This is a genomic window from Kocuria sp. (genome assembly GCF_030536815.1).
Taxonomy (GTDB): domain Bacteria; phylum Actinomycetota; class Actinomycetes; order Actinomycetales; family Micrococcaceae; genus Kocuria; species Kocuria gwangalliensis.
The window spans coordinates 1-14,082 of record NZ_JAUNPE010000057.1; the positions used below are offsets into that span (position 1 = coordinate 1).

General features: G+C 67.7%; 10 protein-coding genes. 7 read left to right on the forward strand and 3 right to left on the reverse strand.

The window, feature by feature from the left end; genetic code table 11:
- Positions 1-39: 39 nt before the first annotated feature.
- Positions 40-1,116, reverse strand: a complete 1,077-nt coding sequence (locus Q4E95_RS07020; protein ID WP_303382636.1) for an alpha/beta fold hydrolase — start codon at positions 1,114-1,116, stop codon at positions 40-42.
- A gap of 193 nt (positions 1,117-1,309) precedes the next feature.
- Between Q4E95_RS07020 and leuS the strand changes: the two genes are divergently transcribed.
- The 5 genes from leuS to holA all read left to right on the forward strand — a co-directional run bounded on the left by leuS (position 1,310) and on the right by holA (position 9,561).
- On the forward strand, positions 1,310-3,820 hold the full coding sequence (gene leuS / locus Q4E95_RS07025) for a leucine--tRNA ligase (RefSeq protein ID WP_303382637.1): 2,511 nt from the start codon (positions 1,310-1,312) through the stop codon (positions 3,818-3,820).
- Positions 3,820-4,800 carry a DegV family protein gene (locus Q4E95_RS07030; protein ID WP_303382638.1) on the forward strand — a complete coding sequence of 327 codons (981 nt, stop codon included), beginning with the start codon at positions 3,820-3,822 and terminating at the stop codon, positions 4,798-4,800. Before leuS ends, Q4E95_RS07030 begins: the two co-directional genes overlap by 1 nt.
- Before the next feature lie 78 nt (positions 4,801-4,878).
- Positions 4,879-5,841, forward strand: a complete 963-nt coding sequence (locus tag Q4E95_RS07035; protein ID WP_303382639.1) for a ComEA family DNA-binding protein — start codon at positions 4,879-4,881, stop codon at positions 5,839-5,841.
- On the forward strand, positions 5,838-8,390 hold the full coding sequence (locus Q4E95_RS07040) for a ComEC/Rec2 family competence protein (protein WP_303382640.1): 2,553 nt from the start codon (positions 5,838-5,840) through the stop codon (positions 8,388-8,390). Before Q4E95_RS07035 ends, Q4E95_RS07040 begins: the two co-directional genes overlap by 4 nt.
- 169 nt (positions 8,391-8,559) lie before the next feature.
- Positions 8,560-9,561 (forward strand): DNA polymerase III subunit delta, encoded by a 1,002-nt coding sequence (holA, locus tag Q4E95_RS07045; RefSeq protein ID WP_303382641.1) that lies wholly within the window; start codon positions 8,560-8,562, stop codon positions 9,559-9,561.
- Between the two features lie 142 nt (positions 9,562-9,703).
- Here the strand turns inward: holA and rpsT are convergent, their stop codons facing one another.
- A complete protein-coding gene (gene rpsT / locus Q4E95_RS07050; protein ID WP_303382642.1) occupies positions 9,704-9,964 on the reverse strand; it encodes a 30S ribosomal protein S20 in 261 nt (86 codons plus the stop codon).
- 156 nt (positions 9,965-10,120) lie between these two features.
- On the reverse strand, positions 10,121-10,735 hold the full coding sequence (locus tag Q4E95_RS07055; protein WP_303382643.1) for a type II toxin-antitoxin system PemK/MazF family toxin: 615 nt from the start codon (positions 10,733-10,735) through the stop codon (positions 10,121-10,123).
- A gap of 118 nt (positions 10,736-10,853) precedes the next feature.
- Between Q4E95_RS07055 and lepA the strand changes: the two genes are divergently transcribed.
- Together lepA and hemW are read left to right on the forward strand one after the other, a co-directional pair.
- The gene (gene lepA / locus Q4E95_RS07060) at positions 10,854-12,710 is read left to right on the forward strand and encodes a translation elongation factor 4 (RefSeq protein WP_303382644.1); all 1,857 of its coding nucleotides are present in this window, start codon (positions 10,854-10,856) and stop codon (positions 12,708-12,710) included.
- Positions 12,710-13,954, forward strand: a complete 1,245-nt coding sequence (gene hemW, locus Q4E95_RS07065; RefSeq protein WP_303382645.1) for a radical SAM family heme chaperone HemW — start codon at positions 12,710-12,712, stop codon at positions 13,952-13,954. The genes lepA and hemW overlap by 1 nt, the downstream gene beginning before the upstream one ends.
- Positions 13,955-14,082 lie beyond the last annotated feature (128 nt).

The following is a 14,082-nucleotide window of genomic DNA, read 5'->3' on the forward strand; positions in this document are numbered from 1 at the left end:
GGTGATCGGTGCGGATGTAGCGGGCGTCGAACAGGAATTTCACGGGCGATCCTCACCGGCGCGGTCGTCGTTGCGGCCGCGGCGCTCGCGGAGGGGCTGGTGCGCGGCGTGTTCGCGGGCCAGCTGGTCCTGGCGGATGATCGGCGTCATGCCGGTGAGCTGGTCGGGTGTGGATTCGGTGGTGTCGGCCAGCGGTAACTCGTCGTGGGCGTCCATGGGTTCGGGTGCCGGGGCGCTGAGGAAGTCGTCGATGTACTCGGCCGCCAGGGCCGGGGCTTCGTAGTGGATCAGGTGACCGGTGTCCGCGATGATTTCCAAGCGGTGGCTGCGGATCCACGAGGCCATGGTTCGTTGGGATTCCACGGACCCCAGGTCGTCCTCCGCGCCCACGATCAGCAGGGTGGGCATGCTCAGTTGCATGGCCACCTCGGCCACGGTCCCGGAGATGGAGGACTGGTAGGCCTGGTGGAGCACATCCCGATTCGCAAACGTCGAGAAATAGGACTCGTGCTGCCGTAACGCGTACTTCTTGACCTCGGGGTCCTTGGACTTGACCATCACGTCCGTCATGAGTTTCACCACGGACCGGGATGAGAGGATCTTGGCTCCCAGGGCGCGGGGCAGTGCTTTACCCACGCCGTAGTAGAGCTCCGTGAGCAGCGTGAGTTTCTTGTGCTGGCCGGCCAGCGCGGGTTCGGAGATGGGGTTGATGAGCACCAGCCGGCGCACCATGGAGGGGAAATCTACCGCGAAGTGCGCGGCAATGATCGATCCGAAGGAATGACCCGCCACGATGATTCCGTTGTCGCCGTCCGGGGACACGGCGCCGTCGGTCAGTGCGGTGATGAACTGCTGGGCGAACTCCACGTAGGAGGGGATCGAGTGTTCCCGGTCCGGAAAGGGTTCGGAGCGGCCGAAGCCCGGCAGGTCCGGAACCACCACGTGGTACTTCTCACGTAGTTCGGTGGCGATCAGTTGCAAACCGTGGTGATCCCCGCGGAAGCCGTGCAACATGACGATCAGGGGTTTACGTTTCTTGTCCGCGTCGTAGAACCAGTATCTGACCTTGTATCCGTCCAGTTGAACGCTGCGGCGTTCGGCGTACGGATTATCCACGGTGACCTCCAAGTCATGGGCTAGCGGCGGGTCCATGGTAACCGTCCGGTCCGGGAGCACGCTGCGGTTGCGGCGCTGGTCTAAACTGGCGGGAGATCCCCATGTCATGCCGCGTGGATTCACCATGCCAGCGCCAGGTGCCGGCAGCTACGGTGCGCGGATGACCCCATGAAGTGATGTGAAGGCGAGGCCCGTGAGCGCGCAGAACACCCCGGAGACGGGAACCGAGTACAACGTCCAGCGGATCGAGGCCGCCTGGCCCCAGTTCTGGGACGACCAGGAGGTGTACAAGCCCCTCGACGACGGTTCCAAACCCCGGCGCTACGTGCTGGACATGTTCCCCTACCCCTCCGGTGACCTGCACATGGGTCACGCGGAGGCGTTCGCCATGGGTGATGTGGTGGCCCGTTACTGGAAGCACCGCGGCTTCGACGTGATGCACCCCATTGGTTGGGACTCCTTCGGCCTCCCCGCGGAGAACGCCGCGATCAAGCGCAACACCCACCCGGCGGAGTGGACCTACCGCAACATCGACACGCAGAAGAAGTCGTTCCAGCGCTACGCGATCAGCGCGGACTGGACGCGGGAGATCCACACCTCGGACCCCGAGTACTACCGCTGGACCCAGTGGCTGTTCCTGCAGTTCTACACGCACAACCTGGCCTACCGGAAGGACTCACCGGTCAATTGGTGCCCCACGGACCAGACCGTGCTGGCCAATGAGCAGGTGGTCAACGGGTTGTGCGAACGCTGCCACACCCCGGTGACCAAGAAGTCGCTGAACCAGTGGTACTTCAAGATCACCGACTACGCGGACCGGCTCCTGGACGACATGAAGGAGTTGGAGGGTCACTGGCCCGAGCGCGTGCTGGCCATGCAGCGCAACTGGATCGGTCGTTCCGAGGGCGCGCACGTGAACTTCGTGATCGAGGGCGCCCCCGCCGAGGGCGCGGACGCCTCCGACACCTCCGGGCGCACCGTCACGGTGTTCACCACCCGCCCCGACACCCTCTACGGCGCCACGTTCTGCGTGGTGGCCGCGGACGCCCCGATCGCCGCCGAGATCGTTGACGACGAGCACCGTGGCGCCCTGGAGGAGTACCGGGAGAACATCAAGGCGCTCTCGGACATCGACCGGCAAGCCACCGACCGCACCAAGACCGGTGTGTTCCTGGGCCGGTACGCACTCAACCCGCTCAACGGCGAGAAGCTGCCCGTGTGGGCGGCGGACTATGTGCTGGCCGACTACGGTACCGGTGTGATCATGGCCGTGCCCGCCCACGATCAGCGAGACCTGGATTTCGCCCGTGAATTCGACCTGCCCGTGCGCGCGGTGGTGGACACCGGCGAAGAGGACCCCGCGGTGTCCGGCGTCGCGACCACCGGTGACGGTCAACTGGTGAACTCCGGCCCACTGGACGGCCTACCCAAGGCTGAGGCCATTACCCGGGCCATCGACATGGTGCGCGAGGCGGGTACCGGCGAGCGCCACATCAATTACCGCCTGCGCGACTGGTTGCTGTCCCGCCAGCGGTTCTGGGGTGCTCCCATCCCCATCATTCACTGCCAGGCCTGCGGCGAGGTGCCGGTGCCCGAGGACCAGCTGCCCGTGACGCTGCCCGAGAACCTGCGCGGTGAGGAACTCTCGCCCAAGGGACAGTCCCCGCTCGCGGCGGCGTCGGACTGGGTGAACGTGACGTGCCCCGAGTGCGGTGGGCCCGCCACGCGCGACACCGACACCATGGACACGTTCGTGGATTCGTCCTGGTACTACCTGCGGTTCGCCTCACCCACCACCGAGAACGCCCCGTTCGATCGCGACGAGGTGGACCGCTGGCTGCCCGTGGACCAATACGTGGGCGGTGTGGAGCACGCGATTCTGCACCTGCTCTACAGCCGGTTCTTCACCAAGGCGCTCTACGACTTCGGCCTGATTGGTTTCCAGGAACCGTTCAAGGCGCTGCTCAACCAGGGCCAGGTGCTCAACGGCGGCAAGGCGATGTCCAAGTCACTGGGCAACGGCGTGGACCTGGGCGAGCAGCTGGACGCGTTCGGCGTGGACGCGGTGCGCCTGACCATGGTGTTCGCCTCCCCGCCCGAGGACGACGTGGACTGGGCGGATGTCTCCCCGCAGGGTTCGCAGAAGTTCCTGGCTCGCGCCTGGCGTTTGGCGCAGGACAGCACCGCCGGCCCGGACGCGGATGCCGCCGCCGGTGACACGGCGCTGCGCAGCGTGACCCACCGAATCATTGCGGACGCCACGCAGCTGCTGGATTCCGGGAAGTTCAACGTGGTGATCGCCCGCACCATGGAGCTGGTCAACGCGGTGCGCAAGGCCATCGACAGCGGGCCCGGTGCCGGTGATCCCGCCGTGCGCGAGGCCGTGGAAGCCGTGGCCATCCTGCTGTCCCTGGTGGCCCCCTACACGGCCGAGGACATGTGGCACGCCCTGGGCCACGAGGATTCCGTGGTGCTCGCCCCGTGGCCCGAGGTGGACCAGGCCCTGCTCGTGGACGACACGGTCACCGCCGTGGTCCAGATCAAGGGCAAGGTCCGCGACCGCCTGGAGGTCGCCGCGGACATCACCGACGCGGACCTCGAGGCCGCGGCGCTCGCCTCCGAGACCGTGCGGCGCCACATCGGCGACGCCACGGTCCGCAAGGTCATTGTGCGCGCGCCCAAGCTTGTGAATATCGTGGTGTGATGAGCCCAGAGTCCGAACGGCGCCCGTCACCCGGTGTCACGCCGGGGGACGGGCGCTGTCCCGTTCCCGGCGCGAGAGTCGCGGTGGTCACCGACAACGCCGCCGCACTTCCTCCCGCGTGGCAGGCCGAGTTCGAGGCCTCCGGGGTGTTCGCGAGCGTGGAGATGCCCGTGTTGATCGGCGGGCAGCTCTACACGGAGGATGAGTCGGACATGCTCTCGTCCCTGGTGATCGCGCTGGCGGAAGGGCGGCCCGTGACCACGTCGCGGCCGGCCCCGGGGCAGCTGCGCACGATTTACGAGGCCTTCCGGGCCGCGGGTTTCGAGGCCATTGTTTCCGTCCACCTGTCCGCGGAACTCTCCGGCACCCTGGGCGCGGCGCGGATCGCGCGCCAGGACATCGACATTCCCGTCCGCCTGGTGGATACCCGCAGCGCCGGGCTGGGGCAGGGCCTGGGGGTGCGCGCGGCGGTCCGGGCGGCGTTGGCGGGGCGGGGGATCGACGACGTCGCCGCGGCCGCCTCCGCCGCCTCGGCCGATGCTCAGGTGCTGATCCAGGTCAACTCCCTGGAGACCCTGCGCCGGGGTGGGCGGATCAACCCGACGTCCGCAATGCTCGGGACCATGCTGCAGATCAAACCGCTGCTGTCCTTGCACGAGGGCAAGATCGTGACCGTGGAACGGCCGGTGTCGCAGCTCAAGGCGCGGGGCCGGTTCATGACACTCGCGGGTGAGGCGCTCTCGCATGCCGAGGTGCAGGCCCCGGTGCTGGGTATCCATCACGTCTCCGATCCGCACGGGGCTCGTGAGATCGGGGAGACGCTGCTGGACCGGTACCGCCCCGATGCGCAGCTGGTGGTGTGTGAACTTCCCGCGGTGCTGAGTGCGCACGTTGGATTGGGGACCAAGGCCGCGATCGTGGAGGGCCCCACTGGCCGGCCCATTGCGCACGGTCATCGGGCTGCACCGGTGGAGCCCTGAGGCCCTGTCCGGCTCCGTGATCCCCAGGCCGTGACCCGAGGCTTCATCGGGTCCGGTTGACCGGATTGGCTGGTGCCCATGAGCGGGGTCAATTATCGGGGACGGGCCCGACTGCGGGATCACCAGGCCACGGAGCGGTTGTCGGCCTTGTTGGAGGGCGTGGCCGAGCGCGCTGGGGAACCGGCGGATCCGGACGGCGGTGTCACCGCCGGAGACGAGGTCGGCGAACACGACGGCCCGCAGCATCGTCACCCCGTGGCGGTCCGTACGTTCTTCACCCGCCCGGCGGTCATCGTGGTGATCGTCGTGCTGCTGGCGGTGTGCGGGATCTCTGCCCTGTCCCTGCTGCCGGGTGGTTCGGACCCTGAGTCGACCGTCGTGGCGGAGGCGGAGGCGTCGGGGTCCGCGACGGATGCGGGTCACGCCTCCGGCGCCGCGTCAGCACCGGCGGGCGCGTCCGGTTCGGTTCCGGGTGCTGACGCCGCCCCGACCACCGTACCTACCGGGGACTCGTCCGCCGCGCTGACCGTGCACGTGGTCGGGGAGGTGAAGAAACCGGCCGTGGTGCAATTGTCCCCGGGCGCGCGTGTCATCGACGCCGTGGAAGCCGCGGGCGGACTCACGGACGCCGCCGTCACCGAACGCATCAACCTGGCCCAACCGCTCACCGACGGTCAACAGGTACTGATCCCCAACGAGGCGAGCGCGGCGGAGGCAGCGGCCGCGGGCGAGAGTGCGGGTACGGCGCAGGGGCCGCACGCCGGACAGGGCGCCCCCACGACCGCAGGTTCCGCATCGGGCGGGAGCGAACCGGGAGACGATCGCGGCCCGGGCGCAGCAGCCTCGGGTGTGCTGATCAATCTCAACACCGCCACCGCGGCCGACCTCGAGGAACTCCCGCGCGTGGGTCCGGTCCTCGCCCAACGCATTGTCGACTTCCGCACCGAGCACGGGCCGTTCACCGCGCCCGAACAACTTGATGATGTGAGCGGGATCGGCCCGACCATGCTCGACGCGCTGTTGCCCCTGGTCACGGTATGAACCGTCAGTGGGACCTGCGCCTGGTCCCATCGGCGCTCACGGTATGGCTGTGCGCCGTCATCTTCTTGACCGCCGGGGTGATTCCCGCGGTGTGGACCGGCCTGGCGTGCGTGGGTGCCACCGGCACAACCCTGGTCCTGCTGGAATCCCGTCATGGTCGACACACCGCTCCTGTGCCCGGGCACTCGCGTCGCCGGCGCCGCGCCGAGATCGCCGGTGCGCTCGCGGTCACGTCCCTGTGCGCCGCCGCCGCGGTGTTGACCGCGTGGAACGCCACCCAACCCGCGCGGTCCACACTGACCGAGCATCCGCCGGGTGCCACGATCCGCGTGTCAGCCACGGTGACGGGCGAGCCCACCGCGTACTCGAGCCGGTCCTTCGCGCATCACGGTGAAACGGGTGAGGGCACGGTGGTTTCGCTGCAGACGCAGCGGATCGGCCGGCACACTGAGCGCACCGAGATCACCGTGTTCGCCACGCACCCGCAATGGGGAGAGCTGGCTGACGGTGAGGCCCTCACCGCGACCCTGACCCTCACGGACACGGCGACCCCCGCCCGATTGACCGCCCGAGCGTCGTCGGCGCCCGTGGTGGGGCAGAGCGCCGGAGAAACGGAACGGACGCCGGGACTGCTGGCGGGAGCCCGCACCGACCTCGCGCGGCTGAGTCTCTCCCACGGGGCGGCCGCGGCCGGCCTGGTGCCGGGCATGACGGTCGGGGACACCTCGCAGATCTCCGCATCGCTGAGCGAGGACCTGCGCACCACCGGGCTCACGCACCTCACGGCGGTGTCCGGCTCCAATTGCGCCCTCGTGATGACCCTCACCGGGTACGCGGCGCTGTCCATGGGGGCGGGGCGTCGGGTATGCCTGGTGGTGGGGCTCGCGGCGCTGGGAAGCTTTGTGCTGCTCGTGGGCCCGGACCCGTCCGTGCTGCGTGCCTCCGTAATGGGCGCGCTGGGCGCACTGAGCATGCTCAATGGCCGCAACGGGGTGAGCCTCAACGCGTTGAGCGCCGCATTGATCGGCCTGGTGCTGGTCTCACCGGGGCTGGCCATTGACTTCGGGTTCATCCTGTCGGTCTTGGCGACCGCGGGGATCGTGGTGAGCGGTCGCGCCGTCGCCCGTGTGTTGGCGCTGAAGTTGCCGGTGCCGGTCGCGCTGTGCATCGCCATCCCGTTCGTGGCTCAGCTGTGGTGCGGACCCGTGCTCCTGCTGCTCAATCCGGCGCTGCCCACCTACTCCCTTCCGGCCAACATGGCGGCCACGCTGCTGGTGCCCGTCGCCACCGTGGCCGGGCTCATCACCGTCTGCGTCCTGATCCTCCCCAAGGTCCTGATGCCCGCGCTCCTCCTGATTCCCGGCCTCGACGCCGAACCGGTCACCGGCGCGTGGGAGCGCGCAGCCCAGCTGCCCCTCACCGTGGCCGCCGTACCGGCGCGCGGTGTGGCCTGGATCGCCACCTCCTTCGCGGGCCTGCCGGGCGCACTCGCACCGTGGCCACCGGGAGTCTGGGGCATTGTCCTACTCACGGCCATCAGCGGGTCCGCCGGCGCAGCCTTGCACTGGGTGGACGCCCGGTGTCAGCGACCCACCGATACACACGGGTCCGTGCTCGCAACGCCCGCCCCGGTTCCCGTTGCCGATCCCGTGTGGCGGCAGCTCGCAGCACAACGCCGCCGCCGACGCCGCGCGCTCGCGATCCTCGCGGCCGTCACCACCCTGGTGCTGCTCATCCACGGGCTCATCTGGTGGCTGCGCCCGGCACCGGACTGGGACTCGGTGGTCTGCGACGTGGGCCAGGGAGACGCCGTCCTGCACCGGACCGGCCAACACAGCGCCGTACTGGTGGATGCCGGCCCGGACCCGCGCGCCCTGAGTACCTGCCTCCATCAGGCCGAGATCCAGCACCTGGATGCCGTGATCCTCAGTCACGACCACGCGGACCACACGGCCGGCCTGGACGCACTGACCGGGGACATCCCCGTGGACCGAGTGTGGTATTCCTCCGCGACCGGTGACCTACCGGAATCGGCCCAGAACTTTGCCGACCGCGCCCACATACCCCGCCCCGGGGACACCCTGGACCTGGGCTCCACCACGGTGACGGTCCTGGGACCCGAACCACCCTCCGCGGCACGTACACCAGGGCCATCCGCCCCGAGCTCCGAGGACGAGAACAACGCATCCCTGGCACTGCGCATCACCGTTCGGGCAGAGCACGGAACCACCACGTGGCTCTCGGCGGGTGACCTCGAGGAGGACGGCGCCAACCGGCTCATCCGCGGCCAACCGGACGCCGGTGCACTCACAACCGACATCCTCAAGGTCTCCCACCACGGCGCCCGCAACGGCGGAACCACACTCATCCGGGCGGCGGACCCGGCGCTCGCGGTCATCTCGGTGGGTGAGGACAACACGTACGGGCATCCGCACCCGGTCATCACACAGGCGCTCCAGGACGGTGGAGCCGCGGTGGCCCGAACCGATCAGAATGGTTCACTGTGGATCCGTAAGGACGGCTCGCGCATCTCCGTCTCCACACGGTGACTCATCCTCGCCGGTCAAGGGACCCCGGACAGCGGCCCACGAAACAGGGGCCGCGTCCACAACGCCGGCACCGGGCAGCAGCTTGTCGGTCCCTCCGACTAACATGATCAGCCAGACCATCAAACACCGCTGACAACCGCGTGGGCTCATCCCGCGCTGAGGAGGACCCATGGCAGCCGCGCGCCGACCAGCGCCGTCGAACTCGGGCACCTCCTGGCGGGAGGCCGCACCCCAGCCGCTCGTCCTGGCCACCGGATCGGATGAATACCTGATCCAGCGGGTCCGCGAGTCGTTACGCGACCAGATTCGCGAGCACCAGGGTACGTGCGAGGTCACCCTCATGTCCGCGGCGGACTACGCCCCGGGACAGCTGGCCGTGGTCACCAGCCCCTCGTTGTTCGATGAGCCCAAGCTCGTGTGCGTCACCGACTTGTCGAGCATGAACGAGAACCTCCTGACGGATGCCCTCGCGTACGTGAAGTCACCGGACCCGGAGGTCACGGTGCTGTGGGAACACGGCGGCGGCAACCGCGGCAAGAAGCTGCTGGATGCCCTCAAAGAGACGGCTCTCGTGGTGGATTGTGCGCCCCCGAAATCGGACCGGGACAAGTCCGCGTTCATTCTGGCCGAGTTCAAGCAGCACGGAAAACGCATCGAGCCCGACGCCGCCCGCGCCCTGGCCGCCGCGGTGGGCACCAGCACCGCGGAACTGGCCGCGGCATGCGCCCAGCTGATCTCCGACGGACCCACCACCGTCGATCACGACCTGGTGGAGAAGTACTACGGCGGACGGGTCGAGGTCACGGCGTTCCGGGTGGCAGATGCCGCCGTGGCCGGTAACGCCGATCAGGCCCTCAAGCTCTGGCGCCAGGCCGTTGACGTGGGTGTGGACCCGGTGCCCATGGTCGCGGCGCTGGGCGCCAAGCTGCGACTCATCGCGCTTGTTGCAGGGTCCCGAGGGAGCTCGGGAAGTGTTGCGCGAGACGTCGGCGCGGCACCGTGGCAGGTGGAGCGCGCCCAGAACGAGGCACGCCGTTTCACCCCGGGGCACGTGAGCGAGGCGCTCAAGGCCATTGCGCACGCGGACGCGCAGGTCAAGGGGGAGTCCCGCACCCCGTACTACGCGGTGGAACGCGCCATTACCGTTATCGCCACGCACGGTAGGCACTGAGCTCGGGCCGGCGTGCGGCCGGTTGTCCGCCCGTTCGGCGCGCGCGGGCCCGCTGACCTATGGGTTCGTCACTAACCGCGGGTACGGCAAGAGCCCGGTACCTCGTGGGTACCGGGCTCTCAAGCTGTCAGCCGAGGCGGACTCAGATCTTGGAGACCTTCTTGGCCAGACCGGACTTCTTGTTGGCCGCGGTGTTCTTGTGCAGCACACCCTTGGATACGGCCTTGTCCAGCTTGCGGGACACGATGCGCAGGTTCGACTCGGCGGCGTCCTTGTCGGACGTACCAATGGAGTCGTTGACCTTGCGGATCAGGGTCTTCAGCTCGGACTTGTAAGCGTTGTTGCGCAGGCGAGCCTTCTCGTTGGTGAGGTTGCGCTTTTTCTGCGACTTGATGTTGGCCACGTATAACTCCTAAAACTGTTCACGGAATTTCGGTCAGTGAGGGCTCACGGATGATCATCGACTGAGTGTGAGAGTGGGGATGCTCGGTGGCAACCATCCGCTGTGCCCGACGACCAGCGCGGACACACAGCGACAAAGCTTATCAGATCAACGTGGTCAGCGTCGGTTCCCGAGTTCTCGGGCCACGTCGTCAAAGCGACGGCGGTCCAGAACGGCGCCTTCGCGGCGGACATCGGCGGCCAGCACGGGAATCACTCTGTTGAGGCGCGCTTCCGACGGCCGGCCCTGGCGATCCCACGTGCCGGTTCCGACGTCCACGAAGTTCGGGTCGTTGTAGGAGGCATGGTCGTGGTCCTTGGACGTGAGCATGAGGCACAACAAATAGTCGCCGGCGCGGTCCACGATCAACACCGGGCGGTCCTTGCCCTGGGTGTGGTCCTCCTGGAACGGCACCCAGGTCCAGACCACCTCACCGGGATCCGGGCGACCGTCCGGATGAGGGTTGTACTGCGGATTCACGGGGCCGGTCCAGTCACCGAGGTAGGGCTTGGACAGCCCACCACCGGAGGAGGGCTGCGAGGTGGGCGCCGAGTACTGGCCGCGCGGCTCGTACTGGCCCTGCGGCTCATACCGGTCTTGCCGCGGTGCCGAACGCTGGTCCATGTCCGGGCGCGAGCCCTGGCCGCGGTTGTGCTGCATGGAACCGGACACTCGTTTGTACATGCGGTAGGCGCGAAGGCCCTGGCGCGCGAGGCGCATGAAATCTGCCATGCCCCCGAGTCTACTTGCGGCCCGCGACCCGCCCCGTGTGAGCCGGGGATGCCCGGTTCGCCCATCCGCACGGAACGTGGGAAACTGGGGAGTCATCCTGAGAACGAAAGGACCGCCTGTGTCACCGTTGGCCGTCAACCCACCGGCACCCGCCTCGACCGACCCCTCGGTGCTCAGAAATTTCTGCATCATCGCCCACATCGACCACGGTAAGTCCACGCTGGCCGACCGCATGCTGCAGGCCACCGGGGTGGTGACCCCGCGGCAAATGAAGGCCCAGTACCTGGACCGCATGGACATTGAACGCGAACGCGGTATCACTATTAAGTCTCAGGCCGTGCGCATGCCGTGGAACGTGGACGGCACCGATTACGCCTTGAACATGATCGACACCCCGGGGCACGTGGACTTCACGTACGAGGTGTCCCGTTCCTTGGCCGCGTGCGAAGCCACCCTCTTGCTGGTGGACGCCGCTCAGGGCATCGAAGCCCAGACGCTGGCCAACCTCTACCTGGCGCTCGAGAACGACCTCACGATCATTCCCGTGCTCAACAAGATCGACCTGCCCGCGGCCCAGCCGGACAAGTACGCGGAAGAACTGGCGAACCTGATCGGTGTGGAACCGGACGAGGTGCTGCGGGTATCCGGCAAGACCGGTGTGGGCGTGGAAGCCCTGCTGGACAGGATCGTGCGGGACGTTCCGCCGCCGCAGGGCGTCGAGGATGCCCCCTCACGGGCCATGATTTTCGACTCCGTGTACGACACCTACCGCGGCGTGGTCACGTACGTGCGCGTGGTGGACGGCACCCTCAAGCCGCGCGAACGCATCCGCATGATGTCCACGGGCGCGGCCCACGAAATGCTGGAGATCGGCGTGATTTCCCCCGAACCCACCCCGTCCAACGGCTTGAGCGTGGGCGAGGTCGGTTACCTGATCACCGGTGTGAAGGACGTCCGCCAGTCCCGCGTGGGCGATACGGTCACCTCGCACATCAAACCGGCGGAGGAATCGCTGGGCGGTTACGAGGACCCCAAGCCCATGGTCTTCTCCGGCCTGTTCCCGGTCGAGGGCTCGGACTACCCCGTGCTGCGTGACGCACTGGAGAAGCTCCAACTCAACGACGCCGCCCTGGTCTACGAACCCGAAACCTCCACCGCACTGGGATTCGGTTTCCGCTGCGGCTTCCTGGGTCTGCTGCACTTGGAAATCACCCGCGACCGGTTGGAACGAGAGTTCAACCTGGACCTGATCTCCACCGCGCCCTCGGTGTCCTACAACGTGACGCTCGAGGACAACTCGGAAACCGAGGTGACCAACCCGTCCGAGTTCCCCGAGGGTCGCATCAACGAGATCCGTGAGCCCATGGTCTCGGCCACCGTGCTGGTGCCCTCCGAGTTCATTGGCGCCGTGATGGAGCTGTGCCAGTCCAAGCGCGGTGAAATGAAGGGCATGGATTACCTCTCGGAGGACCGGGTGGAGCTGCGCTACCGCCTGCCGCTCGCGGAAATCGTGTTCGACTTTTTCGATCTGCTCAAGTCCAAGACCCGCGGTTACGCGTCCCTGGACTGGAAGGCGGACGGCGAACAGGCCGCCGACCTGGTCAAGGTGGACATCCTGCTGCAGGGCGAGCAAGTGGACGCATTCAGCGCCATCACCCACAAGGACAAGGCCTACTCGTACGGCGTGGTGATGACCGGCAAGCTCAAGAACCTGATTCCGCGCCAGCAGTACGAGGTGCCCATTCAGGCGGCCATCGGTTCGCGCATCATTGCCCGCGAGAACATTCGCGCGATCCGCAAGGACGTGCTGTCCAAGTGCTACGGCGGCGACATCTCCCGTAAGCGCAAGCTGCTCGAGAAGCAGAAGGAAGGCAAGAAGCGCATGAAGATGGTGGGCCGCGTGGAGGTTCCCCAGGAGGCCTTCGTGGCCGCGCTGTCCTCCGACGAAGAGTCGGGCAAGGACAAGAAGAAGTAATGCCCGCCCAGCCCGAAGGGGACCCGGCTCCCGCGGACGGGTCCCTACCCCCGAGCGCGGTGGCCCGGGCGCACGAACGCACGTTGAGCCTGTACGTGCACGTCCCGTTCTGCGCGGTGCGCTGCGGCTACTGCGACTTCAACACGTACACGATGTCCCAGCTGGGCCCGGACGTGTCCCGTGAGGATTACCATCACGACGCCGCCGCGGAGGTCCGCTTCGGTCGTGCCGTTCTCGACGCCGCCGGGGCGCCACCGCGTCCGCTGCACAGCGTGTTCTTCGGCGGTGGCACACCCACGCTGCTCCCGGCCGAGAATCTCGCGGCTGTTCTGAGGCAGGCACGCGAGAGTTTCGGGTTGGCCCCGGACGCGGAAATCACGGTGGAGGCCAACCCTGACTCGGTGACGGACCGCACGTTCGAGGTCCTGGCCGAGGCGGGCGTGAACCGCGTGTCCTTCGGCATGCAATCCGCCGTACCCCACGTGCTCACGGTGCTGGAGCGTACCCACACCCCGGCCAATGTGCCTCTCGCGGTGGCCGGTGCCCGGAAGGCGGGGCTGTCGGCCAGTGTCGATCTGATTTACGGCACACCGGGGGAGTCCCTGCCCGATTGGCGGCGTTCCGTGGAAACCGCCCTGGACCTGGGGCCCGATCACCTCTCCGCGTATTCGCTGATCATCGAGGACGGCACCAAGCTCGCCGCCCAGATCCGACGCGGCGAGGTTCCGGAGGTGGATCCCGATGATCAGGCCGAGAAATACATCCTGGCCGACGGTCTGCTGCGCGAGGCCGGGTTCGACTGGTACGAGGTCTCCAACTGGTCCCGCGCGGGCGAGGGCCGCAGCGCCGAACAAAACCGCAGCGCACACAACATTGCCTATTGGCGCAATCAGGATTGGTGGGGGATCGGCCCGGGCGCCCACTCCCACATGGACGGTGTTCGCTGGTGGAACATCAAGCATCCGTTGCCCTACACGAACAAGATCCGTGAGGGTCTATCACCGGCCGTGGGTCGCGAGAGCCTGGACCGGGACACCCAGTACCTCGAGCACGTGATGCTGGGCATCCGCGTCCGGGAGGGACTGGAGACGTCGAGCCTGCGCCCCGAGGGGCGCACCGCCGTGGCCGGGCTCATTGCCGACGGCTGGGTGGACGGCCACGCCGCTGTCGGCGGGCACGTGATCCTCACCGACCAGGGTCGTCTCATGGCCGACGCCGTCACACGTCGCCTTCTCAACTGGTGAGCGTTACGGCCTGGGACGGGAGACGGACGGAAGCCGCCGCGCCAGGATCACCCCGGACGCGGCGGCGTCGTATCTAAGGAGCCCTTCAGGGCCTGGCTGCGCGGTCGGCCTGCAGTCTGTCGAACATG

Coding starts and splice junctions, on each gene's coding strand:
- Q4E95_RS07030 (WP_303382638.1), top strand. CDS start 3,820: ATGAGCCCAGAGTCCGAACGGCGCCCGTCACCCGGTGTCACGCCGGGG.
- Q4E95_RS07035 (WP_303382639.1), top strand. CDS start 4,879: ATGAGCGGGGTCAATTATCGGGGACGGGCCCGACTGCGGGATCACCAG.
- Q4E95_RS07040 (WP_303382640.1), top strand. CDS start 5,838: ATGAACCGTCAGTGGGACCTGCGCCTGGTCCCATCGGCGCTCACGGTA.
- holA (WP_303382641.1), top strand. CDS start 8,560: ATGGCAGCCGCGCGCCGACCAGCGCCGTCGAACTCGGGCACCTCCTGG.
- Q4E95_RS07055 (WP_303382643.1), bottom strand. CDS start 10,735: ATGGCAGATTTCATGCGCCTCGCGCGCCAGGGCCTTCGCGCCTACCGC.
- hemW (WP_303382645.1), top strand. CDS start 12,710: ATGCCCGCCCAGCCCGAAGGGGACCCGGCTCCCGCGGACGGGTCCCTA.